General features: G+C 64.1%; 19 protein-coding genes. 8 read left to right on the plus strand and 11 right to left on the minus strand.

Annotated elements, in window-relative coordinates; all coding sequences use genetic code 11:
- The first annotated feature begins 35 nt into the window (after positions 1 to 35).
- Complete coding sequence (yegQ, locus tag KUV45_RS11925) at positions 36 to 1,388, plus strand: tRNA 5-hydroxyuridine modification protein YegQ (protein ID WP_222163178.1); 1,353 nt, start codon at positions 36 to 38, stop codon at positions 1,386 to 1,388.
- A gap of 208 nt (positions 1,389 to 1,596) precedes the next feature.
- Positions 1,597 to 2,007: an SRPBCC family protein gene (locus KUV45_RS11930; RefSeq protein ID WP_222163179.1), complete on the plus strand. Its 411-nt coding sequence runs from the start codon at positions 1,597 to 1,599 to the stop codon at positions 2,005 to 2,007.
- 2 nt (positions 2,008 to 2,009) lie between these two features.
- Here KUV45_RS11930 and KUV45_RS11935 read toward each other — a convergent pair whose 3' ends face one another.
- From KUV45_RS11935 to KUV45_RS11975, 9 genes are all read right to left on the minus strand, one after another.
- Entirely contained in the window at positions 2,010 to 3,512 is a 1,503-nt protein-coding gene (locus tag KUV45_RS11935) for a GGDEF domain-containing protein (RefSeq protein ID WP_224852049.1), read from the minus strand.
- A 168-nt stretch (positions 3,513 to 3,680) separates the two neighbouring features.
- The gene (locus KUV45_RS11940) at positions 3,681 to 3,917 is read right to left on the minus strand and encodes a DUF2789 domain-containing protein (RefSeq protein ID WP_206938244.1); all 237 of its coding nucleotides are present in this window, start codon (positions 3,915 to 3,917) and stop codon (positions 3,681 to 3,683) included.
- Positions 3,918 to 4,012: 95 nt separating this feature from the next.
- Positions 4,013 to 5,059, minus strand: coding sequence for an asparaginase (locus KUV45_RS11945; RefSeq protein ID WP_222163181.1), 1,047 nt, complete (start codon positions 5,057 to 5,059; stop codon positions 4,013 to 4,015).
- Positions 5,060 to 5,112: 53 nt separating this feature from the next.
- On the minus strand, positions 5,113 to 6,336 hold the full coding sequence (locus KUV45_RS11950) for an MFS transporter (protein WP_224852016.1): 1,224 nt from the start codon (positions 6,334 to 6,336) through the stop codon (positions 5,113 to 5,115).
- A gap of 78 nt (positions 6,337 to 6,414) precedes the next feature.
- Positions 6,415 to 6,915 (minus strand): hypothetical protein, encoded by a 501-nt coding sequence (locus tag KUV45_RS11955; protein WP_222163182.1) that lies wholly within the window; start codon positions 6,913 to 6,915, stop codon positions 6,415 to 6,417.
- Positions 6,916 to 7,017: 102 nt separating this feature from the next.
- Positions 7,018 to 8,388 (minus strand): DEAD/DEAH box helicase, encoded by a 1,371-nt coding sequence (locus KUV45_RS11960; protein WP_222163183.1) that lies wholly within the window; start codon positions 8,386 to 8,388, stop codon positions 7,018 to 7,020.
- 201 nt (positions 8,389 to 8,589) lie between these two features.
- Positions 8,590 to 9,174 carry a membrane integrity-associated transporter subunit PqiC gene (locus KUV45_RS11965; RefSeq protein ID WP_206938266.1) on the minus strand — a complete coding sequence of 195 codons (585 nt, stop codon included), beginning with the start codon at positions 9,172 to 9,174 and terminating at the stop codon, positions 8,590 to 8,592.
- Positions 9,175 to 9,251: 77 nt separating this feature from the next.
- Positions 9,252 to 10,940, minus strand: coding sequence for an intermembrane transport protein PqiB (gene pqiB / locus KUV45_RS11970; protein ID WP_206938275.1), 1,689 nt, complete (start codon positions 10,938 to 10,940; stop codon positions 9,252 to 9,254).
- Positions 10,937 to 12,382, minus strand: a complete 1,446-nt coding sequence (locus KUV45_RS11975; RefSeq protein WP_224852015.1) for a paraquat-inducible protein A — start codon at positions 12,380 to 12,382, stop codon at positions 10,937 to 10,939. The genes pqiB and KUV45_RS11975 overlap by 4 nt, the downstream gene beginning before the upstream one ends.
- A gap of 166 nt (positions 12,383 to 12,548) precedes the next feature.
- On the opposite strand from KUV45_RS11975, the gene KUV45_RS11980 reads away from it, so the two are divergent.
- The 6 genes from KUV45_RS11980 (at position 12,549) to KUV45_RS12005 (ending at position 20,840) form a co-directional block, all read left to right on the plus strand.
- Positions 12,549 to 13,547, plus strand: coding sequence for a calcium/sodium antiporter (locus KUV45_RS11980; protein ID WP_222163184.1), 999 nt, complete (start codon positions 12,549 to 12,551; stop codon positions 13,545 to 13,547).
- A gap of 304 nt (positions 13,548 to 13,851) precedes the next feature.
- The gene (locus KUV45_RS11985; protein ID WP_222163185.1) at positions 13,852 to 15,261 is read left to right on the plus strand and encodes a cytochrome ubiquinol oxidase subunit I; all 1,410 of its coding nucleotides are present in this window, start codon (positions 13,852 to 13,854) and stop codon (positions 15,259 to 15,261) included.
- 4 nt (positions 15,262 to 15,265) lie between these two features.
- Positions 15,266 to 16,264: a cytochrome d ubiquinol oxidase subunit II gene (gene cydB / locus KUV45_RS11990; RefSeq protein WP_206938289.1), complete on the plus strand. Its 999-nt coding sequence runs from the start codon at positions 15,266 to 15,268 to the stop codon at positions 16,262 to 16,264.
- A gap of 37 nt (positions 16,265 to 16,301) precedes the next feature.
- Complete coding sequence (gene cydD, locus KUV45_RS11995; protein ID WP_261315944.1) at positions 16,302 to 18,002, plus strand: thiol reductant ABC exporter subunit CydD; 1,701 nt, start codon at positions 16,302 to 16,304, stop codon at positions 18,000 to 18,002.
- Positions 17,999 to 19,789 (plus strand): thiol reductant ABC exporter subunit CydC, encoded by a 1,791-nt coding sequence (cydC, locus tag KUV45_RS12000; RefSeq protein ID WP_222163186.1) that lies wholly within the window; start codon positions 17,999 to 18,001, stop codon positions 19,787 to 19,789. Before cydD ends, cydC begins: the two co-directional genes overlap by 4 nt.
- Positions 19,790 to 19,844: 55 nt before the next feature.
- A complete protein-coding gene (locus KUV45_RS12005) occupies positions 19,845 to 20,840 on the plus strand; it encodes an adenosine deaminase (RefSeq protein ID WP_222163187.1) in 996 nt (331 codons plus the stop codon).
- A gap of 59 nt (positions 20,841 to 20,899) precedes the next feature.
- On the opposite strand, the gene KUV45_RS12010 is transcribed toward KUV45_RS12005, so the two are convergent.
- The gene (locus tag KUV45_RS12010; RefSeq protein WP_222163188.1) at positions 20,900 to 21,937 is read right to left on the minus strand and encodes a cytochrome-c peroxidase; all 1,038 of its coding nucleotides are present in this window, start codon (positions 21,935 to 21,937) and stop codon (positions 20,900 to 20,902) included.
- A 519-nt stretch (positions 21,938 to 22,456) separates the two neighbouring features.
- Positions 22,457 to 23,536 (minus strand): rhodanese-related sulfurtransferase, encoded by a 1,080-nt coding sequence (locus KUV45_RS12015; protein WP_222163189.1) that lies wholly within the window; start codon positions 23,534 to 23,536, stop codon positions 22,457 to 22,459.
- Positions 23,537 to 23,739: the final 203 nt, after the last annotated feature.

A 23,739-nucleotide genomic window follows, 5' to 3' on the forward strand; every position in this document is an offset into this window, starting at 1 on the left:
TGCCTTGACCATCACCCCTGACGAGAATCGCCACCATGCATGCCCCTGAACTGCTGTCCCCGGCCGGCACCTATCGCCATATGCGTTTCGCCTTTGCCTACGGTGCGGATGCGGTCTACGCGGGTCAGCCCCGCTATTCGCTGCGGGTGCGCAACAACGACTTTGGCTTGGATAATCTGCTACGTGGTATCGAACACGCCCGCAGCCGGGGAAAACGCTTTTACGTGGCGTCCAACATCGCCCCGCATAACGCCAAGCTGCGAACCTACCTCGATGACATGGCGCCGATTGTCGAGGCGTCACCCGACGCACTGATCATGTCCGATCCAGGCCTGATCATGATGGTGCGGGAGCGCTGGCCCGAACAGCCCATTCACCTGTCGGTGCAGGCCAACGTGGTCAACCACGCGGCGGCCCGGTTCTGGCAGGCCCAGGGGATATCCCGGATCATCCTGTCACGGGAGCTGTCCCTTGAGGAAATCGCCGAGATTCGCGCCGAGTGTCCGAGTCTCGAAATCGAGACTTTTGTTCACGGGGCGCTGTGCATCGCCTACTCAGGCCGCTGCCTGTTGTCCGGTTACTTCAATCGCCGAGACCCCAACCAGGGGACCTGCACCAATGCCTGCCGCTGGCAGTACCAGACTCACGCGGCCACCACGGATGACTGTGGCGACCTGGTGCCGACCAGCGCTCAGCCGTCGGTGTTGATCGAGGACCCGCAGCGCTCGGGGGAGCTGATGCCGGTCCATGAGGACGAGCACGGCAGCTACATCATGAATTCCAAGGACTTGCGAGCGGTCCAGCACGTGGCAAGGCTAGTCGAGATGGGCGTCAGCTCGCTGAAGATCGAAGGACGCACCAAGTCTCCCTATTACGTTGCCCGCACCGCCCAGGTCTATCGTCGTGCCATCGACGATGCCGTGGCGGGACGGCCGTTCGACAGGCGACTGATGGATGAGCTCGAGAACCTCGCCAATCGCGGCTATACAGAAGGCTTCTACCGCCGTCACGTACACGACGAGTATCAGAACTACGAGCGCGGGCACTCGATTGGCGTGCACCAGCAGTTTGTGGGGGAGGTGCTGGGCATGGAGCGTGAAGGGTGGCTCGAGGTTGCCGTCAAGAACCGCTTCGAAGTCGGGGATGGGGTGGAGTTGATGCTGCCGACCGGCAATCGGCGCTTTACCCTAAAGGCAATGATGTCGTCCAGCGGTCGTCCCCTGGAGGTGGCGCCTGGCGACGGGCACCGCGTGCGCCTGGCGTTGGAGGGCGAGTCATTGAGCGCTGCGGCGCGCAGCCAGGAGGCGCTTGGCTTTGGGCTGCTGCTGAGGGATCTTCCCGCTGCTCGCCAGGGTGCCGTACCTTTACAGGAAGACGTGCAACCCTGATGCTGGGGCTTGTACGAAAAGTGCCTGCGCTTGGTGATACGGCGTTAAAAATCAACTTAAAATGCTCATTTACACCTCGTAAACTGCGCTTTCTCACCGATGTTTGCCTTGTCTAACCTTCGCTCGTCGACTTTTCGGACAAAGCCTCGGGCTCAAGTGGCGCCACGGGTTGAGCGGGCGCCGGGACTTTCTGGCTCAGGATGCTGCCATGGCCACCATTGAACATAGCGCTGTTCTCGCCGCGCCACCGGAGCGGGTGTTCGCCCTGCTCGAGAACGTCGAGGACTTCGCCGACTACTCCGACCTGATCACCTCGATCGAAGCCTTGGGAGATGATCGTTACCGCTGGCACGTTCACGCGGTGGCGATGGACTGGACCTTCGATGTGCAGGTGACCGAGAAGTCGGCACCGTACCGGCTGGCGTGGCAATCGGTCGATGGGGTCAGCAATGAAGGGCGCTATGACCTTGAGCACGTGGAAGAGGGCACCCGGGTCAGTCTGACCATCGACTATCGGATACGCAATCGCCTTCTCGAGAAGGCGGTCAACCGAGCCGCCAAGCCGCTGGTCAGCAAGGTCAGCGCCCAGATCCTCGAGCGTGTCGAGGCTCGCCTGTGACGTCAGATCTGCTCCTCGACCCCCTGGTCGCTGGCCTCGCTGTCGTGCTGGATGCGGGCGCGCCCTGACGCCTTGGCACCGTACATCTGCTTGTCGGCTGCGGCGATCAGAGCCGCTGCATCGGTGCGCGGCATCTCGGGTAGCCACTGCGCGACGCCGATCGATGCGGTGACCTGCAGCGGCCGCTGTTCCACGCTGGCCATCGGTTGTCGGGCCAGCCATTGCTCGATGCGTCGTGCGACCTCAAGTGCGCCGGACGCTGGCGTGCCCGCGAGGGCGATCACGAACTCTTCGCCACCGTAGCGCGCGGCAAGGTCGTTGGCCCTGACGGCATCGCGCAGCGTGGCGGCTACGTTGACCAGCACGATATCGCCGATGCGGTGGCCATACTGGTCATTCAGCTGCTTGAAGTGATCAAGATCGATAAACAGAAGCGACAGCGGACGACTCGTGGAGTAGGCCTCATGCAGCATGGTGCCGAGGCGCTGTTCCAGGGCGGCTCGGTTGGCAAGTCCCGTCAGCGCATCCGTGGTCGCCTTTACGTCCAGGGCCTCGTTGTCACGCTTGAGCGCGGTCAGCTGGGTTTCACGATGATGCAGCTGTTCGACCAGGTGGAGCGTCAGTCCATGCAGCTGCTGTTTCCCGGCTAGCAGCAGGCGTTCAATGTCCTCTTCTGGTGACAACAGTGCGGCCAGGAAGCCGGGGAGGGTGCCCATGGCGTCGTCGAGCTGTCGGGTCAGCACCAGCTGCGTCTCGTCGGCCAGGCCTGTGGTCAGCCTGAACCGGTGCAGGCTGGCATCGATCGCCGCGCTATCGCCTGCCAGGCAATGACGGGATAGGTCATTGGCCAGGCGCAGGCAGCAGACGTCCAGCCAGTGGGTCGTCATCTCGCTATCGACATCTTCCTCGAGCCTTGCCAGTACGGCGTGGGGCAGCTGCCAGCGTTCGACCAGCCAGCGTGAGGCCTGCTCGCGGGTGCAGCCCAATGCCGCGCGCTCGATGGACTGGCGCTGGCCCTTGTCGTCGGCCTCGGCGATCAGCGCAAAATAGTCAGGATCGACCCCGTGCAGGACCAGCATCCCGATGTCCTGAAGCAGTGCCTGGGTGGTCAGCTCCGTGACATGTTCCGGCCGCAGCACTGTGGCAATGGCTCGGGTCAGGTGTGTCGTTGCCAGGGTCTGGCGCCAGTAGTCCTTCAGGGGGCCGCGGACGGCGTCACGAATCAGCGTGAAGCCGAGCAGGGCGGTCAGGGTGCCATCGATACCCAGTCGCGCCACGGCGTCGGCATGACAGCTTAGTGGTTTGCCGCCCCGGCGGTAGTACGGACAATTGGCCAGCTTGAGCAGCTGCAGGCACAGGGCCGGGTCCTTGGCGACAAGCTCGACAAAATCTGTCAGTGGGGCGTCATGATCGTTGGCCAATGTCAGCAGTTCACCCACGACGGAGGGGAGCGACGGCAGTCGCTGTGCGGTTTCAAGTCGTGCTTCGATATCCGGAGAAAGCATGCTCACAGGGGCGCCGAGTCAAGTTCGTTGAAGGGGATAGTACCACCCAGGCATGCCCCTTCTGCGGGAGCAGTGCCTGTGGGATGAATGACAGATGATGGCGGTTGCATGACCGCCATCGCGGTCCCGCTGGCCGCTACCAAGGCCGAATGCCGCGGATGATGAGCGTCACGGCTTGCGTAGCGACGCATTCAGGTGATCGACGACCTCGGCCCAGTCCGCGTCCGCCTCGATGGCTTCGCGCAGGAACTCGGCTTGGCCTTCGTTCCAGCAGGCGGCATCCGGTAGCTCGACATCCTCGGGGATGGGCGCGTTGCGGTCGATGAAGCGCTTGATCGCCTCGGGTTCCGATGCCAGTCCCAGCTGTTCGAACAATTCACTGAACGGGTGATCCGGGTGTTCCATGGACGTCTCCTCATCCTCACGGTTCTCCCTAACCTTACTCCATCGTTCTCGTTGGGGAAGACCATGAGCACAAAAAAGTTGTCACGGTCTGCCCTTCAGCCGCGCTCGCCTACCAGCGGCGTGCGGAACAGCTCGCGCCGCTGGGCAGAGTCGAGAGGGAGAGACAGCAAATGGACGAGCTTGGTGAAGGCCGCTTCCGGGGTCATGTCATCCCCTGAGACCACCTCCGCCGCCGCCAGCAGCTGACCGGCGGCGTAGTGACCGATAGCGATGGTGCCCTGGGGGCACTGGCTGATGGCCACCAGCAACTTGCCTTGGCCGCTGGCTTCAGCAAGTACCGCGCCGAGCTGCGGATCGTCAGGCACATTGCCGCCTCCCCACACCTCCAGCAGGGCGCCTTCGACTCTGTCATCATCCAGCCAGGCCGCCAGCTGCCAGGGGCGAATGCCCGGCCACAGCGGAATGCGCACGACCTTGTCGCCAAGCCCACGGTAGTCGCCGAGCTCGAACCGCGGGGCGCCGCGCTGCATGGCATCAAGACCGCGAGACTCATGCAGCTGCCATTGGCCGGAGGCACATTCGCCGAGGAGCGGTGCGTTGGGGCTGGTGAAGGCGTCGCTGTCACGAGCGTGCCATTTACGGCTGCGGCAGCCGCGCAGCAGCTTGCCGGCGAAGCACACGGCCACTTCCTGCAGCTGTGGCATCGCGGCGAAGCCGAGCGAGTCCACCAGGTTGTCCAGTGCATCGCTCTCCGCGGCGGCCAGCGGCGCCATGGAGCCGGTTACCACCACTGGGCGGTCGATCCCTTGCAACTGGAAGGCCAGGCTCGAGGCTGTCCAGGCCAGGGTGTCGGTCCCGTGCAGCACCACGATGCCGCGATAGGACAGGTAGTGGTTGGCCACCAGCTGGGCGAGCGTTGCCCAGTCTTCCGGCTGAGCGCTGCTTGAATCGATGGGTGTGGCCACCTCCAGCCACTCGAAGGCGGGCAATGAGGCGCGCCGCTGCGCTGGCAGCTCGTCGACGGCACGGCGGACCCTGGCCTCCATATCGGGGCCAGGAGCAAGGCCATGGGGCGTATCGACCATACCGATTGTGCCGCCGGTATAGATGACCAGTACCGCTGCGTGGTGATAGGAGTTCATGTGGCGATGTCCTAAGGGTGAAACGGTGAAACGAGGCCTACAGGCCATGTCATCTAGCGACGGCGAGATGCCTGTCGGGTGATGACGTTGTCGTTGTCATCGAAGGTCAGCTGGCGCTGGCGCCCGGCCAGCCAGGCACAGCAGGCGGCGGCCGCCGCGATACCCATCAACACGTAGGCCACCACACTGACCGGAGCCTGGTGGTCCAGCAGGATGCCAATGCTCAGGGGGCCAAGGGACGCGAGGGCATAGCCGCCACCCTGGGCCAGCCCTGACAGGCGTCCCGCCAGGCGGGCGTCGGCAGTGCGCAATACAATCAAGGTCAGTGCCAGGCTGAAGTTGCCGCCTTGTCCAAGGCCCAACAGCAGTGCGCCCAGATAGCGCAGCGAGGTATCCGCCATCAGCAGCACCCATAGCCCACTGGCGGTGGCGCCCATCACCAGCAGCAGCGCAGGCCGTTGATCACGCCCGAAGCGTGCCAGCCACGGTGCCAGTAACGCCGAAATCAGCTGGACCATGACCGACATGCCCATCAGCAGGCCAGCCTCGGCCTCGCCGATGCCACGTTGCATCAACAGGGTCGGCAGCCAGCCGAACACGATGTAGGCCAGTGAGGATTGGGTCCCCATCAGCAGGGCGACCTGCCAGGCCAGCGGCTGGCGTAGCAGTCCCTTGGTCATGCCGGTTCCCACGTCCGCGCGGGCGCCTGGTGTGGCTGGCGTGCGCGGCATGTAACGTTCCCAGGCGATCAGCGCCGCCACCGCCAGCAGGGCCCAGGCGGCAAGGCTGCGCGTCCAGTCGCCCAGCAGATCCGTCAGCGGAATCGCCAGGCCTGCACCAAGCGCGCCTCCCAGGCAGAGGGCCATGGTATAGACACCCGTCATCAGGTCCGCCCCCCGGGGCAGCTCCCGCTTGACCAGTGCCGGCAGCAGCGCTCCGCTCACGCCAATGCCCGCGCCGACCATCAGGGTGCCGGCGAACAGCGCAACGGGGGAGCCCAGGCCACGCAGCAGCAGACCGGCGGCGATGACCCCCAGGCCGATGGACAGCGCACGTTCGGGGCCGTGTTGGCGAGCCAGGCGGGGGGCCAGCGGCGCGAACAGACCGAGGCACAGCACGGGCAGGGTGGTCAGGGCGCCGATGGCGGTGGGGGTCAGATTGGTGTCCTGCTGTACTCGCGACAGCAGTGGTGCCAGTGAAGACAGCGCGGGCCTGAGGTTGAGGCCGACCAGAACCATCAGCAGAAGAAAGCGCCAGGGCAGCGACGAGGCCTTCATGAGAACTCCTGAAAGATGGCCGACGTGCAGGAGAGCCCGCCAGCGAGGGGCGGCAACCCCTCACTGGCGGCCTTTGGATTACTTCAGGAAGCGGCGAAGGTCGCCACGCACCTGGTCATTGAAGGTCAGAAACTGGCTGTGGCGATCACCGTCGATGCCGTCGATACGCACTGCCGTGGCCATGCCCTTGTCGACCAGCAGCTGGTCGTAGATTTCCAGCGTGACCTTTTCGACCGGGGTCTCTCCGGGGGCCTGTTGACCATTCTCGAGGCGGAAGGTCTCCAGCAGGCTGGCGCGCACGCGGGTCGCCCCACCCTCGGACAGCACACGCCGGACGAACAGCCAGCCTTCGCAGGCAAGGGCGACACCGTCGTGGTTGCGCAGGTACAGGGTGCGGTAGCAGGCACCTTGCTCGGCGGCCTTGTCGGCCATGCTGCGATAGGCCTCGGTCATACGATTGGCGCTGACCCTGGCCTCATCTATCTTGGCCTGAGCGCCACGGTGTTCGCTGTCGAGCTGTGCCTGCTTCTGGAAGGCCCGGAAGCGCCGATATTCCTTGATCAGTTCTGGGGTAGCCATGTCGCGTTCCTGCTCAGGTGGGAGAGGCGCTTGAGCGCCCCTCCGTTTCAGTGGCATAGGTTCTGTGACGTAGGTTCAGTGGCGTGCGTTCAGTCGCGCCGCCTAGGCCTGGCCTTGGCGGTTGCCTTGTCCACCGCGGCGGCGCCTGCGGCGAGCGGGCTGGTCGCTGGCATTGCGGTTGTGGCTGTTACCATTGTCGCTACGCTGGCCGCCGTTGCGCTGGTTGCCGCCGCCATTACCGCTGTTACCGCCACCGCTGTTTCTGCTGGTGTTGCCACCTCGGCGCTGACCGCCGCCACGGCGATTGCGCCCGTTTTCGATGGGTTCCGGCTTGGCGTTGGGGTCCGGTTCGAAGCCGGGCTCGATGCGCTTCTCGAGGTCACGCTTGATCAGCCGCTCGATATTCTTCAGCAGGCCATGCTCGTCGACGCACACCAACGATACCGCCTGGCCTTCGTTGCCGGCACGGCCGGTGCGGCCAATCCGGTGGACGTAGTCTTCGGCCACATTGGGCAGCTCGAAGTTGACGACGTGGGGCAGTTCATCGATATCCAGCCCACGCGCTGCTATGTCGGTGGCCACGAGCACTTGCAGATCACCCGACTTGAAGGCGCCCAGGGCGCGGGTTCGGGCTGACTGGCTCTTGTTGCCGTGGATCGCCATGGCGGTGATGTTGCGCTTGTCCAGATGCTCTGCCAGGCGGTTGGCGCCGTGCTTGGTGCGGGTGAACACCAGTACCTGGTACCAGCGATGGCTCTCGATCAAATGGGCAAGCAGCTCGCGCTTGCGCTCACGATCCACCCGGTAGACCGCCTGATCCACTGTCTCGGCGGTGGTATTGCGGCGGGCGACCTCGATCATCTCGGGGCGGTCCAGCAGCTTGTCCGCCAGCGCCTGGATCTCGCTGGAGAAGGTGGCCGAGAACAGCAGGTTCTGGCGCTTCTCCGGCAGCAGCTTGAGCACGCGGCGAATGTCGTGGATGAAGCCCATGTCGAGCATGCGGTCGGCTTCATCGAGCACCAGGATTTCCACCTGGGACAGGTTGACGTGGCCCTGCTGATGCAGATCGAGCAGGCGACCCGGTGTCGCCACCAGCACGTCCAGGCCCGGGCGAATGGCGTCGATCTGCGGCTGCTGGCCGACACCGCCGAAGATGACGTGATGGGTCAGTGACAGGTGCTTGCCGTAATCGCGGACGCTTTCCCCGACCTGAGCGGCCAGTTCCCGTGTTGGTGTCAGCACCAGGGCCCGTATCTGGCGCTTGGCGGGGCGGGGGCCTTCGGCCAGGCGCTGGAGCATGGGCAGGGTGAAGCCTGCTGTCTTGCCGGTGCCGGTCTGGGCACTGGCCAGCAGGTCGCCGCCCTTCAGCACCGCGGGGATCGCTTGGCGCTGAATGGGCGTCGGGGTGTCATAGCCCTGTGCCTCGACGGCACGGAGCAATTCGGCACGCAGGCCGAGATCGGAAAAACTCATGCAAACTCCAACACGCACGCACTCGCAGGACGCCAACTGACGGCTGGCGCCGGTCCCGGACAAGGCGTGGGATAAATTCGGCGGGGGACCCCCCGTCACCGTTGCCGGCATGATGCCAGATTTGTTGCGCCAGCGCACCGGCAACCGCCCTTCCAGCGGTCGTCGGTGGTGATGCAGGGGGCGGGTATCAGGCGCTGACCGTCAGGATGCCTGGCGAACCCGAGCGGCGATGGTGTCGGCAACGCCGTCCCAGGTGCGGCCAAGGGCGCGCACCAGAGCGGCATATCCGTCGCTGTCCAGCGGCTCTCTAGCTTCAAAGCTGTCGCTGTCGATGACCTGGCGTCGGGCATCGCGCAGCAGCCACTGCCCGGAGGTCACCGCGTAGCCATCGTAGTGCCCCTGGAAGCGGTCGATACTGAGCTCCAGGGTCATGGCGCCCTCTGCCGGTCCGCTCGACAACAGCACTCGGCGTCCCGTCAGCCGGTCGGCAAGACGGTCACGCAAACCGCGCTCCAGCTGTTGCACTAGGGGGGCGGCCCATTGGTGACTCTTGGCCTGATTGAGGGAGATATCGTCGACCTGCAGGACGACGCCCTCGGCCTCAAGATAATTGGCCAGGCGCGGAGGAGCCACCACCAGTGGAGTGTCGCTGGAGGAGGGGATTCGCGCGTCCTGGCTGCCTGCATCGGCGGGCAGCACGTACTGGGTGACCGGTGTCTCGGCGGTGGCGCAGCCACCCAGCCAAAGTGCCAGCAGGGGAACACAGAGGTGTCTGATTGGCCTCATGGAGAACTCCTTTCCGTTGAGGTCAGTGATGTCATCACATTCGCTGGCCCGGGCCGGCATGGCCCGGGCCGCCTGAGTCAGCGCGGTGCCCGCGGAATCGGGTCTTCCGTCTGGATACTGTCGAACAGCAGGGCCCTTGGGTCATCGCTGATCTTGCGCGCCGCTGGCTGCAGGTCGCGAACCAGGCGCTCGACTTCGTTCAGCGTGCGGGTCAGGTCCTGGTAGGCACTGGACTCCGGTGACAGGCCGCTCAAGGTCTGGCGCAGCTCGTCCAGGGTCTGGTTGATGTTGCCCGGCAGACCCTGGGTCTCCGGGTTGTCCAGCAGGCTATTCATGCTCTGCACCAGCGTGCGGGCCTGGGTCAGCATGGCTTCCGACACTTGCAGGTTGCGGTCCAGTCCGGACAGGATCGGCTCGATCTCGAGACGATTGAGCTTGTCGAGCAGCGCCGTGACCTGCGCCTGAATCTGCGCCAGGCCCGCCGAGGCGGTGGGGAAGACGGGGCGGTCGGCAAAGCTCTCCGCCACGTACTGGCCACGTAGCTCTTCGTCGATCTTGAGGTCCACGAACAGGGCGCCGGTCAGCAGGCTGCCGCTCTTCAGGGTGGCGCGCATGCCGCGCTCGAACAGACGGTTGAAGCGCTCGCGCCATTCCTCCAGGTCAAGGTCATTGGCACCGATGCCAAGGCGCTGTGGCTCAATTCGGATCAGCACCGGAATGGCCAGGCGCTCACGCCCGGGAGGCTGCTTGGCGGTAAAGTTCCAGGGCACCGCGGCCACGGTGCCGATGCGCACGCCACGAAATTCGACCGGGGCGCCACGGGACAGACCGCGGACGGTGTCCTCGTTGAGCAGCACGAACTCCAGGTAGCGGTTGAAGGTACCCTGACGCGCCGCTTCCTCGTCGGCATACAGCTCGAAGGTGGCGTCTTCCTCGGCCTCGGGGCCGGCAGGAATGTCATCCGGAACACCGAAGGTCACGCCGCCGCCGAGCAGGGCCTCAAGGGATTCGACTTTCACCTGGAAGCCTTCGGAACCCAGGCTTACGTCGATGCCGCTGGTGCCCCAGAAGCGTGTGTTCTCGGTGACCAGGGTGTCGTAGGGGCTTTCGATGAAGATGCGGTGATGCATGCTCTGGGTCGAGACATCGAATTCGGCCTTCTCCACGCGACCTACGCTGAAGCCTTGAAAGGTGACGGCGTCGCCCACGCTAAGTGAGTTGCCGACCTGGCTGACCAGGTTCAGGCGCAGCCCCTCGGCGCCTGGTGGCGCGACCGGAGGTTCATCGCTGACGTCGAAGTCCCGGGCATCGACCTCGCTGCGGCCCGGCTCCAGCTGAATATAGGCGCCGGACAGTACCGTCCCAAGACCGCTGATGCCCTCGCGGCCGATACGCGGCTTGACCACCCAGAAATGGGTGTCCTCGACCAGCATCTGCTCGGCCTGGGGCTCCATCTGGGCGGTGATCTCGACGCCGGACAGGTCTTCGCTGAGGGAGACGGATGTCACCTTGCCGACCTCGACGTTACGGGTCTTGATCAGCGTCTTGCCGGCTTCAATGCCGTCGGCCGTGGGCAGATGCAGCGAAATCTGAGGGCCACGGCTGGCATAGTTGTCATAGACCAGCCAGCCGCCGATCAGCAGTGCCACGAAGGGCACTATCCATACCGGCGACAGGCGTTTCTGCTGGGTCGGTGCGGCACGGTGCATGTCCTGGTCCGGCGGCACTTGATGATCTTCCGGGTGGCGCGAATCGGCGTCACTCATGATGTGCTTCCTTGTTCGTCCTGCGTATGGCGTGTCATCGATGGGGGCGTGTCTTCACCATCCTCGGCGGGATGGTGGATGGCGTCGGTGGGATGGTGGCTGGTCGGTGTATAGGGGGCATGCGTCTTGCTGTCACCATCCCATAGCAGACGTGGATCAAAGCTCATTGCGGCCAGCATCGTCACGATCACGACGCCGCCGAAGGCCAGCGACGCCGGGCCCGGGTCCACTGACATCAAGGCGCCTGCCCTGATCAGTGCGACCAGGATCGACACCACGAACACGTCAACCATCGACCAGCGTCCGATCAGTTCCGTCAGACGATACAGCCGAGCGCGAACCACGGAACGCATATTAGGTGCCCTAGGCGCGACCAGGCACAGCCACACCAGCGCCAGTAGCTTGCCGATGGGAACGATCACGCTGGCCACGAAGATCACCAGGGCGACAGGCCAGGAGCCGTGACTGACCAGGTAGATCACCCCGCCGATGATGGTCTGAGGTTCCGCCGAACCCAGGCTGGTGGTGTACATGATCGGGTAGACATTGGCCGGAATGTACAGCACCGCTGCGGTCAGCAGAAGTGCCCAGGTGGTCTGCAGACTGCGTGGGCGCCTGGCGTGAAGCTTCTCGCCGCAGCGTCGGCAGCGACCGTGGCCGTGCTGATCCAGCCGATTGATCAAACCGCAGGTGTGGCAGCCCGTCAGACCCTGGGAGGCCGCAGTGGCGCCGGTGCGCGTGCCTTCCGGCGCCAGCGGCTCTCCGGTCAGCGAAAACCACAGCCAGTCCTGATCCAGCGACAGGGTGGTGGCCAACAGCAGTACGGCGTAGATGATGAAGGCCCAGAACGACACTCCGAGCGTGATCTCGGCAAGCCCCGCCACCTTGATCAGCGCGACCATGGTGCCGACGATAAAGACGTCGGCCATCAGCCATGGGGCGATGTGAGACAGTCCCCGTGCCAGCGTGCGACTGTAGGGCAGCCGCCGAGGCAGCGTCAGGCTGAGCTGAAGATAGACGACGGTGATCAGATAGAGAGCGGGCAGCACGATGATCGACATCAGCACCATCATGGCGACGATCGGCTGATGATGCTCGAGCATCTGGGTCGCCGTCTGAGCGACCTCGATCTCATTGCCGACGCCCTTGGCACGAAAGCCGATGAACGGGAAGGCCAGGGCCGCCGCCATGGCCACCAAGGCGCTGATCGCCAGCGCCAGACTGCGCTGTGCGGGGAAGGCATGGCGCTTGACCAGATCATGGCCACAGCGTACACAGTCGGCTTCTTCACCGGGGCTCAGCGGGGGGAGTGCCATCACCCAGTCACACTCGTGGCAGGCGCGCAGACGCCGGCGCGACTTGACGTGTGCCTCGGGTGGAAGATGCTGGGTGACGGATGTCTGGCGCAGCCGATCAATATGGCCGCGAAGGGATGTAGGCACGGTCGTCAATATCCTCCCGTGGGTGGCAGCAGCGAGGCGCTGTGCGGGTACTGGACGTCAGCGCTTTCGTAACAAGCTGATCCTGCGAATTAAAATAGTGTGGCACGTTGACGTGGGTGACACCATAGACAAAGATGCGACCGATATCATGGGCTGAGGAGTTGACATGTTGCTAGCGGTTTCTGCCGTCGTGGGCGGTCTGGTCGTACTGGTGTGGAGCGCAGAGCGGTTCGTCGAGGGGGCGGCAGCCACCGCCAATCGGCTGGGTCTGTCACCTTTGCTGGTCGGTATGCTGGTGATCGGCTTTGGCACTTCTGCCCCTGAATTGACCGTTTCAGCACTGTCTGCCGCCCAAGGGAACCCCGGCCTGGCGCTGGGCAATGCCTACGGCTCCAATATTGCCAATATCGGTCTCATCCTGGGGCTGGTGGCCCTGGTGTCTCCGCTGGCGGTGCACTCCTCGGTGATCCGGCGTGAGTTGCCGGTGCTGGGAGCGGCCACCCTGGTGTCTGCATTGATGATGTGGGGCGGGGTGATCAGCCGGCTGGAAGGAAGCCTGCTGCTACTCGGCTTGCTGCTGTTCATGGTCGTCAGCATCATTCAGAGCCGCCGTGAAGAGGCGGCGGCCAGGGCCGATGCCTTGGCGATGGACACGGTACAGGAACTCGATGCCCATGCGATGTCGCTGGGCAAGGGACTCGCTCTGACGCTTGGAGGCTTGGCGCTGCTGGTTGTCAGCTCGCGCTTGCTGGTGTGGGGCGCCGTCGACATCGCTCAGGGATTGGGCGTGTCCGACGTGATCATCGGTCTGACGGTGGTGGCGGTGGGCACGTCCTTGCCGGAGCTGGCGTCGTCCATCAGTGCCCTGCGGCGCAAGGAGCATGATCTGGTGCTCGGCAATGTCGTCGGGTCCAACCTGTTCAACACCCTTGGCGTGGTCGGCCTGGCCGCCGTGATTGCGCCCATCGAGGCCGGACGTGAAGTGCTGCTGCGCGACTGGTCGATCATGACCGCCATGACCGTGATGATGGCGGTATTTGCGCTCGGCTGGAAAGGGCGCGCGGGGCGTATCAACCGCTTGGAAGGGGGCGTGCTGGTGGCTGTCTACGCCGTGTATACGGGCTACCTGGTATCGCTGGTGCTGAGCACGACCTCGGGCGCTTGATGCCTGGAGGCGAAGAACAGGCAGGCTGCGCCGTTGTCGTCGTTGACTGACGCACTGGTAGGCGATTGACGACTGCGGCGTGCGACAATTAGCCATGCGACAGAGGCCGATCTGCATTCTATGCTGGGTGCAGCGCTGGATCGAATGTGCAAACTTTTGCATATTGCGTGCGACGATGGGCCACCAGGGATGTGGTGAGCCCCTCGGCGTCTGATCCAGCTCGGTTCATCTGGGGTCCGGTCCGCAGTGGTTGGGTGGATGGCGGGACACCAGCGCCGATCATCTCTGCCTCGAGGAGTCGCTCATGGAACTGGATCCCGTGCTTCTGTCACGCATACAGTTCGCTTTCGTTGTTTCCTTCCACGCCATCTTCCCCGTGTTCACCATTGGCCTTGCCTCCTATGTCGCGGTGTTGCACGGGCTGTTCTACAAGACAGGCAACCCTGCCTGGGATCGGCTCGCCGCCTTCTGGGTAAAGGTCTTTGCCGTGGTATTCGGCATGGGGGTGGTGTCCGGTATCGTCATGGCATTCCAGTTCGGCACCAACTGGAGCAATTTCAGCCAGGCCACCTCCAACTTCCTGGGGCCCATGCTGAGCTATGAGGTGGTCACGGCGTTTTTCCTCGAGGCAGGCTTCCTAGGCGTGCTGCTGTTCGGCCGAGGCAAGGTGCCTGAAGGCGTTCACTTGTTTGCCGCCATCATGGTCGCGGTAGGCACCTTCATCTCAGCGTTCTGGATTCTCTCGACCAACAGTTGGATGCAGACCCCCGCCGGGGTGGAACTGGTGGATGGCCGCTTTCATGTGACCAGTTGGGCCGAGGCGATGTTCACCGCTTCCTTCCCGTATCGCTTTACCCATATGGCCCTGGCCTCCTTCCTCACGGGCGGCTTCGTGGTGGCTGGTGTCAGCGCCTGGTATCTGCTGATTGGCCGCGATGTAGAGGCCAATCGCAAGGCACTGTCCATGTGCATGTGGTTGCTGCTGGTACTGGCGCCGGTGCAAGCCGTCGTCGGCGATGCCCATGGCCTCAATACCCTGGAACATCAGCCCACCAAGGTGGCGGCCATGGAGGCCAACTGGGAGACCCAGTCCGGCGTGCCTCTGCTGCTGTTCGCCTGGCCGGACAAGGAGGCTCAGGAAAACCACTTCGAGATCGGTATTCCACGGCTGGCCAGTCTCATCCTGACCCACGATCTCGACGGCGAGGTGCCGGGGCTCAAGGCGGTACCCAAGGAAGAACAGCCGCCGGTATGGTTCGTGTTCTGGTCCTTCCGCGCCATGGTGGCGATGGGCATGCTGATGATTGCGGTCGCCTTCGTCGGGCTGTGGCTGCGTCGTGGTGGCCGGCTCTACCGCAGCCGTCCGTTCCTGCAGACGCTGCGCCTGATGAGCGTGGCTCCCTTTATCGCGGTGCTTGGCGGTTGGTTTGTGACAGAGGCCGGGCGCGCGCCATGGTTGGTCTACGGCATGATGACCCAGGCCGAAGCGGTGACGCCATCGCTTAGCGGCTGGATGGTGCTCGCGACCCTGATTGGCTATGTGCTGGTGTACGCGGTGGTGTTCTTGACCGGCGGCTACTACCTGACCCGAGTGGTGCGTCAGGGAATGCTGGCGGAAGAGCCCCATGATGACGAGGTCGAAACGGCCAAGCGCCCGCTGTCCGCCGCCCACGCCACCCTTGAGGCCGATGCCGGCCGCCAGTTCGGGAGCTGATGACATGGAATTGATCAACCTCTCTGCCATCTGGGCCCTGATCATCGGGTTCGGTGTGATGATGTACATCCTGATGGACGGCTTCGATCTGGGGGTGGGCATTCTGTATCCGTTTGCCCCGGACGAACACGCTCGCGATGTGATGATGAACTCGGTGGCGCCCATCTGGGACGGCAACGAGACCTGGCTGGTGCTGGGTGGGGCCGGGCTGCTGGCAGCCTTTCCGCTGGTCTATACCATTCTGCTGCCGGCCCTGTACCTGGGGGTGTTCCTGATGCTCGCAGGCTTGATCTTCCGGGGGATTGCCTTCGAGTTTCGCTTCAAGTCGCGGCGCAACCGTCATTGGTGGAATCGGGCGTTCTGCTGGGGATCGATGGTGGCCACGTTCTGCCAGGGCGTCGTGGTGGGGGCCTATATCGAAGGTTTCGAAGTGGCCAATAACGTCTACGTGGGAGGTCCCTTCGACTGGCTGACGCCGTTCACCGTGATCACTGGTTTGGCGCTGATGGCAGGGTACGCCTTGCTGGGCGCAACCTGGACGATTCTCAAGTCCGAGGGTCACGTTCAGGAATGGGCCTATCGGATTACCCCCAAGCTGCTGCTGCTGGTGCTCGTCGGCTTCGCCATCATCAGCATCTGGACGCCGTTCGTCGATGACTTTGTGCGCGAGCGCTGGTTCGATCATCTGACCCTGTTCTGGGTCTTCCCCTTCCTCGCTTTGGTGTGTGCCGGCCTGATCTGGCGCTCCGTGGCCAAGCGCCGTGAGGGGCAGCCGTTCGTGGCGACCATGGGACTGTTCCTGTTTACCTATCTCGGTCTGGTCGCCAGCAAGTGGCCGTATCTGATTCCCCCCGACATCACCCTGTGGGAAGCCGCGTCAGCCCCTGAAAGCCAGCTGTTCCTGCTGCTTGGGGTGCTGTTCGTCATTCCTGTGGTGCTGGGCTACACCGCCTGGTCCTACTGGGTCTTCCGCGGCAAGGTTCGGGGGGCGGGCTATCACTGAGTCCGCACACCGCCCTGGCACGCGGGCGCGGCGCTGGCTGGCAGCTCATGTCGGCCAGCACCGGGCCTGGCTTGGAGGAGCTGCGGCCTGTGGCATCCTGTCAGGGCTGATCGGTATCGCGCAGTGGCTGGTGCTGGCGCAGGTGTTGGCCATGGCCATTCAGGGTAACGCCTCCATGGACAGACTGTGGCCATGGCTATTGGGGTTGCCCGTGTTGGTGCTGTTGCGAGCGCTCAGCGGCATCGCCCAGGATCTGCTGGCCCAAGCCGCAAGCCAGCGCCTGCGTCGCGCAGTGCGCCGCGAGTTGCTGGATCATCTGGCCGTGCTTGGCCCCCTGCGGGTGGCCAACCACCATAGTGCAGGCCTGGCCCATCAATGGGTCGAACAGGTCGATGCGCTGGACGGCTACGTGGCGCGCTTCTGGGTTCAGAGCCGCGTGGTGCTGGTAGTGCCGCTGGTGATCCTGGTGGTCGTGGCCTGGACCAACTGGCTGGCCGCGTTGCTGCTGGCGGTGACAGCGCCGCTGATCCCGCTGTTCATGGCGCTGGTGGGCATGGGCGCAGAGGCACTCAACCGTGATCAGTTCGAGGCGGTCAGTCGACTCTCGGGGCATTTCATCGATCGCGTGCGCGGCATTCAGACCTTGCGTCTGTTCGGGGCTGGTCAGCGTGCCACGGACGACGTTGCCCAGGTGGCTGACGACTATCGTCGGCGGAGCCTGCGCCCGCTGCGCCTGGCGTTTCTGTCATCCGCCGTGCTCGAGTTCTTTTCCTCCGTGGCCATTGCGGCCTTGGCGATCTACATTGGCTTCGGTCTGCTGGGTGATCTGCCGTTGGCGATTGCCGACCAGCTGACCTTGGTCAGTGGCTTGACCATCCTGCTGCTCGCGCCGGACTTCTTTCAGCCGCTGCGTACGCTGTCCCAGTTCTATCATGATCGAGCCTCAGCCTTGGCCGCAGCCCAGGGCCTGACCGCCTTGCTTGATGAGCCTGCGCCGCCGGGCCGTCGCCGCTCCCAGCGAGCGTCGGGCAGGGATGTCATGGAGGCATCGGGTCAAGTCACCGAGCCGGGTGTCCTGGTGAGCCTGCGCGGCGCCTGTCTTGACCATCCGGGACGCGGCCGCGCGGTAGGTCCCCTCGACCTGGACCTGCATGAGGGTGAGACGGTGGTGGTCAGTGGTCCTTCTGGTTCCGGCAAATCGAGCCTGCTGGCGCTGGTGGCCGGCTTTGCAGGACCTGGTGACGGGACTCGCCATGTGCGCAGCGACTTGTCCCTTGCCTGGATGGACCAGCGTCCTTGGCTATTGCATGGCAGTATCGCCGACAACCTGCGGGTGACCGCTCCCGAAGCGGATGACGAGGCGTTGTGGTCCGCCCTGGGCGATGCCGGCCTGGCCACCTTGATGAACACCCTGGAGCAGGGACTCGCCACGCCCATCGGCGAGCATGGAGTCGGTTTGTCGGGCGGTCAGGCCCAGCGTCTGGCCCTGGCACGGGTATTTTTGAGCGATGCTCGCCTGGTGTTGCTGGATGAGCCCACGGCAAGTCTCGACAGGGATACCGAGGCCATCTTGATCCAGGGCTTCCGGCGCCTGGCAGCAGGAGGCCGTACCTTGCTGGTGGCGAGCCATCATCCGCAGCTGCTAGCCCTGGGAGGACGCCATCTGCAGCTGGCGGATGGTTGCATCGTTGCGGCGTCCCCTGTTGCTGAAATGGCCAAGGAGGGTAGTGAACCATGAGCTCGCAACCGCCGTCTATGCTGGCCCATTGGCATACGTTGAAGGGCTGGCTGGCCTTGCACGACGAACTGCGCGGTCGGCTGCTGGTCGGCCTGGCGTTGATGGTGCTGACCGCGCTGTCGGCGTTGGGTCTGCTGGCGGTGTCGGGCTGGTTCATCACCGCCAGTGCCCTTACCGGAGTTGCCCTCGCCGCGGGTGTCGCGGCCGCGCTGGATGTGTACACCCCGGGAGCAGGGATTCGCCTGTTCGCGGTCAGCCGCACGGTGTCGCGCTACGTCGAGCGACTTTACAACCATGACACTATTTTGCGCCTGCTGGCCAAGCTGCGCGCGCGCTGTTTTGCTGGCCTGGTGGCCATGGATGGCAGGCGTCTCGCCACGGCGCGGGCGAGTGACTGGCTGAACCGTCTGACCGCCGATATCGATACCCTGGACGCCTTGTATCTGCGTCTTCTCGCACCAGCGGGGATGGCGCTGATGCTGTGCTTGGCGGTAGTCGGTCTGGTGGCCATATGGCTGCCTGAGGCAGCGCTGGCGCTGTCGGCGCTGCTGCTGCTGGGATGGTGCTGGCTGACGCTGGGGCAAGCGCGTGCCGGTATGCAGGCCTGCCGCCAGCGTATGGTGGCGCTGGAGCGTCTGCGCGGGGCCATGATTGAGAGCGTGACGGGAATGTGCGAACTCGAAGCCTATCGGGCGCTGGATCGTCGCCGTCAGCAGTTGGAAACCCTGGAAGATGACGTGTTGAAGGCACAGTGGCGGCTGAGTGTGGTCACCGCCTGGGGCAATGCCGTATCCGTCATGGTGATGGGAGCGGCCTGGTGGTGGCTGCTCGTCAGTGGCTTGCTGGCGTTTCAGGGCGGACAGATGTCAGCGCCGGTACTGGTCATGTTGCCGTTGGCAGCGCTGGCCTTGGCAGAAGGGCTGGCAAGCCTGCCGGCGGCATTCAGCCACGCCGGGGCGAGTCTGGTGGCGGCTGAGCGCCTGAATCAGATCGAGTCGACCGCGACACCCCCGGCGGAGGCAGACACCGATGCCCGTCAGACGGCGGCGGATCATGCCACGTCGGGCAGTGGTGGGCCCGCTGGCGTGGCGTTCGACGCCTTGGCGTTTCGCTATCCAGCCGCGCTGGATGATGCGCTCGCACCTGTCAGCGGCCGTGTCGACCCTGGCGAGAGGGTGGCGCTGTGCGGTGCCTCCGGGGCGGGCAAGTCGACGCTGCTGGCGCTGCTGGCGGGTGAGCTGACGGGGTATCGTGGCCGGCTGACCCTGGACGGCATCGACCTCGCCCAGTGGCCACGCAAGGCGCTGGCCCAGCGTGTCGGCTGCTTGACGCAGCGGGTCGAGCTGTTCGATACCAGCCTTGCGGAAAACCTGCGCATCGGTCGGCCTGATGCCTCCGATGAGGCACTATGGCAGGCGCTGGAGGCGGTCGATCTTGCCGATTGGGCGGAAACCTTGCCGCGCCAACTGGACACTCGGGTGGGCGAGGGCGGGCGCCAGGTGTCTGGAGGACAGGCTCGGCGACTGGGCCTGGCCCGGCTGTGGTTGACCGACCCGGGACTGGTGATCCTGGACGAACCCTTCGCGGCGCTGGATGCTGCCACCGCCTCGAGGGTGGCGCGTGGAATCGAGCCCTGGCTTAGCCAGCGCACCGTCCTGATGCTGGTGCACCACCACGACCCTCGCGACCCTGCGCCGGGCATGCAGGCTGTCGGCCGGGTGATCCCTCTGGAGGCAGCAACAGCATGGCGCAAGACTCGCCAATCCGGCACCATGGACCTCATGTGACCGGCGCCACTCCGTGTCCGCGCCACACCGTGCTATAGAACAGGGCCACGACCTCATGAACGACGACTTTCTTACCCGCCTGCCCAAGGCGGAGCTGCATTTGCATATCGAAGGCACCCTCGAGCCTGAGCTGATGTTTGCGCTGGCCGAGCGCAATGGCGTGACGCTGCCTTATGCGTCGATCGAGGCCGCCCGCAAGGCCTACGACTTCAGCGATTTGCAGTCCTTTCTCGACCTCTACTACCAGGGCATGAGCGTACTGGTCAGCGCTCAGGACTTCGAAGACCTGGCGATGGATTACTTTCGTCGCGCTGCCGCCGAGGGAGTCGTGCATGTGGAACTGCACGTGGATCCCCAGGCACACCGCTCCCGTGGGGTCACCCTTGATCAGGTGATGACGGGGCTGACGGCAGCCTGCGCCAGGGCCCGCACCGAGCTGGACCTGTCCAGCGCCATGATCCTGGCCTTTCTGAGAGATCAGCCCGCAGAAGATGCGATGCAGCTGCTGGAGGACGCTCAGCCATATCTTCAACACTTCAGTGCCGTCGGCCTGGATAGCGCCGAGCAGGGCAATCCGCCGAGCAAGTTCCGTGAAGTGTTCGCCAGGGCGAGGGAGCTGGGCCTCGAGCGCGTTGCGCATGCCGGTGAGGAAGGCCCGCCCAGCTATATTCGCGAAGCCCTGGACGAGTTGCAGGTGTGTCGTATCGATCACGGCGTTCGCGCCATCGAGGACATCGAGCTGGTGGAGCGGCTGGCAGATGAAGGGACAGTGTTGACCGTGTGCCCGCTGTCCAACGTGCGCCTGAAGGTGGTCGAGCAGCTTGAGCACCACAGTCTACCGGCGCTGATCGATGCTGGCCTGGTGGTGACGATCAACTCTGATGATCCCGCCTATTTTGGCGGCGGCATGCGCGAGAACTTCGCCGCTTGCCAGAAGGCCTTCGGCTGGTCCGACGAGACACTGACCTGGTTGGCCAGCAACGCCATCGAGGCAGCCTTTATGGACGATGCTCGCCGGGAAGAACTGCGCCAGCGACTGCTGAACCTGTAGTACGACACCACACTCCCGCCAATCCGGCGGGGGTGTGGGCTGACGGTGGCTGACGATCCTCAGGGCAGCGCCGGTACTGTGACCGTTGGCTGATCGCCGGTCAGCGACCCAAGGAAGGCCACCAATTGGGTGATGGTGGCATCGTCGAGTTCCTTACCCAACATCTCGCGCCCCATGACCGAGACGGCCTCCTCAAGGGTGGCAGCGGAGCCGTCGTGGAAGTAGGGGTAGGTCAAGGCCACGTTACGTAGTGACGCCGTTCGGAAGGCCTGGCGGTCCGCCTGATCCGAGGTGACGGCAAAGCGCCCTGGGTCATCGGAGCCAGGCACCTGAATCGGATGAAATCCGCTGTCGCTGAAATTGGGTCCTCGGTGGCAGGCGATGCAGCCTTGGTCCACAAAGGCCATCATGCCTGCCTGTTGCTCGTCCGTCAGTGCCTGATCATCTCCCATGAGGTAGCGGTCGAGCGGCGCGTTGGGGGTGTTCAGGGTACGTTCGAAGCTGGCGATGGCCGCAGCGAGATGATCGGCCGAAAGCGGCTCGTCGCTGTCAGGGAAAGCGTTGCGGAATGGTGCCATGTATCCCGGCAGGGATGACAGTCGCGCCAGTGCGCCATCCAGATCATGGGCCATCTCGACGCTGTTCTGGATGGGACCCAGGGCCTGGCTCTCCAGGTCGGGTTCGCGGCCATCCCAGAACTGCGCGGTCAGGAAACCGGTATTGAGCACCGTCGGGGAGTTTCGGTTGCCGACCTGTCCATCATGGCCCACCGCCGTGGGCAAACGGTCGGTCCAGGCCAGCGCCGGATTGTGGCAGGAGGCGCAGCTGATGTTGCTGCTCTGTGACAGCCTGGGTTCGAAGAACAGCATCTTGCCCAGCGCAATCTTCTCCGCGGTGAGGCTGTTGTTCGAAGGGATCGGCGGAAGGGCGGGTAGCGGACTGAAGTACTTGCGGTAGTCGTCTGCGGTGGTGCCAGCGCTGGATGACTCGGTGGCGGCCTGGGCGTCGGCGGATGAAGCGGCATTGGCCCAGGTCGTCAGCGTCAGCACAAGGGCGCCAACCAGCAGCGACGGGGAGGCGTATCGGGTTGTTGGCATGTTCTCGTCTCGTTACTGCGTCACGGGTAACCGTCGTTGTGTCCCGCAGTGCAGCCGCTGGTCCGGCGGTCGCGCTGGGAAAGAACATGGGCGCGAACCGACGGCGGCGCACGAGCCCAACGGGGCGAGCAGAGTGTCGAGTCGAACGCGCCCGCCCACGCCTGTTATTTCTAACGTGAAGACCACCGCCACTGGGGCAACGATCGTCCCGAATGGCTGCTAGGGCACGCATCTGTCGAGATTGACTGGCTGTTTGTCGGTAGTGTGAAGAGAGTTGCGACGTTGCGGACCAGCGTCGCTGGCGATAAGCCACGCCATTGAAATGACGCAGGCTTGGGGAGCAAGCGATACGGAAACGGCTGCAGACGGTGCTGTCGAGCGCTCATGAAAAAGGCGCCCGGTAGACCGGACGCCTAGCTGATCACGTAGCGATATGGCCGACGTATCGAGGTGTGGAGGGGAAAGGAGAGGACTGGGTCGCTTGCCGACCCAGCCATGAGACGGTCCTGTCCGAGCGGCTTAGCGCTGTTTGCTGTTGGCCTGTCGGGCCGCTTCGCGGGCACGCTGCTTGGCCTCACGACGCTCCGCCATTCGGGCGATGGCGTCGGCCCCTAGGTGTGACTCACCGCGCTCCCGCGCCAGCTGCATCTGGCGTTCCCGCTCAGCAAAGCGCGCCTTTTGCTCGTCACTGAGCTTGTCATAGCAGCGCGGGCAACAGACCCCCTGCTGGTAGTGTCCACTCTGCTTGTCATCTTCAGTGATCGGCATGCGGCAGGCGTGGCACTGATCGTAGCGCCCTGGCTTGAGGTCATGGTCGACGGTGACGCGGTCATCGAATACGAAACACTCACCCTGCCACAGGGTCTGCTCCTTGGGCACGTCTTCCAGGTACTTCAGAATGCCGCCCTTGAGGTGGTAGACGTCTTCGAAACCCTGCTCCTTGAGATAAGCGGTGGACTTTTCACAGCGGATGCCGCCGGTGCAGAACATGGCGACCTTCTTGTGGCGTGAAGGGTCCAGCGTATTTCTGACATAGTCCGGAAAGTCCCGGAAGGCCTCAGTGGAAGGGTTGATGGCGCCCTTGAAGGTGCCTACCTCAATCTCGTAATCATTGCGGGTGTCGATGACCAGCACGTCCGGGTCTTCGATCAGCGCGTTCCAATCCTTCGGTTCGACGTAGGTGCCGACGGTGTGGCGTGGGTCGATACCCTCGACCCCCATGGTGACGATTTCGCGCTTGAGCTTGACCTTGGTGCGCATGAACGGAGCTCGCTCGGTCAGTGACTCCTTGACGTCGAGCTGCGCCAACCGCGCATCGCTGCGCAACCACGTCAGCAGGGCATCAATACTCTGACGCGGGCCAGCCACGGTGCCATTGATACCTTCGCGGGCCAGCAGCAAGGTGCCGCGAACCTGATGATCGAGCATGACCTGAAGAAGCGGCTCGCGCAGCGCTTCGAAGTCTTCCAGAGTGACAAACTTGTACAGGGCACACACCACCAGTTTGCCGCTGTCGGCCTGGTAATCCGAAGCGTCAGTGGTGGTAGCGGTGGTAGAAGTGGTGATCCTGGTGGTCGAAGTCGTGCTATCGGTCGTCATGGGGGCCTCGTGCGAACCGGAGCGTAAATCCGGGGCAGGATGGGGGAAAATCGGAGGGGCGGGATTTTACCTCACTTGCCAACGATTTTCTAAGCCATGCCCGGTGGCCGACAGCGGGCTGCCTGGGCCGGGAGCGGAAGTTGATCCTTTTGCATCACCCTCGAGGTCACCCCCGACGTCCGCCTTGACGTCATCCTTGACGC

The sequence above is a fragment of the Halomonas sp. DP3Y7-2 genome, assembly GCF_019800795.1.
Lineage (GTDB): Bacteria > Pseudomonadota > Gammaproteobacteria > Pseudomonadales > Halomonadaceae > Halomonas > Halomonas litopenaei_A.

What these genes read in the sequence shown, in the direction of transcription:
- yegQ (WP_222163178.1), top strand. Translation starts at nt 36, where the DNA reads ATGCATGCCCCTGAACTGCTGTCCCCGGCCGGCACCTATCGCCATATG.
- KUV45_RS11930 (WP_222163179.1), top strand. Translation starts at nt 1,597, where the DNA reads ATGGCCACCATTGAACATAGCGCTGTTCTCGCCGCGCCACCGGAGCGG.
- KUV45_RS11935 (WP_224852049.1), bottom strand. Translation starts at nt 3,512, where the DNA reads ATGCTTTCTCCGGATATCGAAGCACGACTTGAAACCGCACAGCGACTG.
- KUV45_RS11940 (WP_206938244.1), bottom strand. Translation starts at nt 3,917, where the DNA reads ATGGAACACCCGGATCACCCGTTCAGTGAATTGTTCGAACAGCTGGGA.
- KUV45_RS11945 (WP_222163181.1), bottom strand. Translation starts at nt 5,059, where the DNA reads ATGAACTCCTATCACCACGCAGCGGTACTGGTCATCTATACCGGCGGC.
- KUV45_RS11950 (WP_224852016.1), bottom strand. Translation starts at nt 6,336, where the DNA reads ATGAAGGCCTCGTCGCTGCCCTGGCGCTTTCTTCTGCTGATGGTTCTG.
- KUV45_RS11955 (WP_222163182.1), bottom strand. Translation starts at nt 6,915, where the DNA reads ATGGCTACCCCAGAACTGATCAAGGAATATCGGCGCTTCCGGGCCTTC.
- KUV45_RS11960 (WP_222163183.1), bottom strand. Translation starts at nt 8,388, where the DNA reads ATGAGTTTTTCCGATCTCGGCCTGCGTGCCGAATTGCTCCGTGCCGTC.
- KUV45_RS11965 (WP_206938266.1), bottom strand. Translation starts at nt 9,174, where the DNA reads ATGAGGCCAATCAGACACCTCTGTGTTCCCCTGCTGGCACTTTGGCTG.
- pqiB (WP_206938275.1), bottom strand. Translation starts at nt 10,940, where the DNA reads ATGAGTGACGCCGATTCGCGCCACCCGGAAGATCATCAAGTGCCGCCG.
- KUV45_RS11980 (WP_222163184.1), top strand. Translation starts at nt 12,549, where the DNA reads ATGTTGCTAGCGGTTTCTGCCGTCGTGGGCGGTCTGGTCGTACTGGTG.
- KUV45_RS11985 (WP_222163185.1), top strand. Translation starts at nt 13,852, where the DNA reads ATGGAACTGGATCCCGTGCTTCTGTCACGCATACAGTTCGCTTTCGTT.
- cydB (WP_206938289.1), top strand. Translation starts at nt 15,266, where the DNA reads ATGGAATTGATCAACCTCTCTGCCATCTGGGCCCTGATCATCGGGTTC.
- cydC (WP_222163186.1), top strand. Translation starts at nt 17,999, where the DNA reads ATGAGCTCGCAACCGCCGTCTATGCTGGCCCATTGGCATACGTTGAAG.
- KUV45_RS12005 (WP_222163187.1), top strand. Translation starts at nt 19,845, where the DNA reads ATGAACGACGACTTTCTTACCCGCCTGCCCAAGGCGGAGCTGCATTTG.
- KUV45_RS12010 (WP_222163188.1), bottom strand. Translation starts at nt 21,937, where the DNA reads ATGCCAACAACCCGATACGCCTCCCCGTCGCTGCTGGTTGGCGCCCTT.
- KUV45_RS12015 (WP_222163189.1), bottom strand. Translation starts at nt 23,536, where the DNA reads ATGACGACCGATAGCACGACTTCGACCACCAGGATCACCACTTCTACC.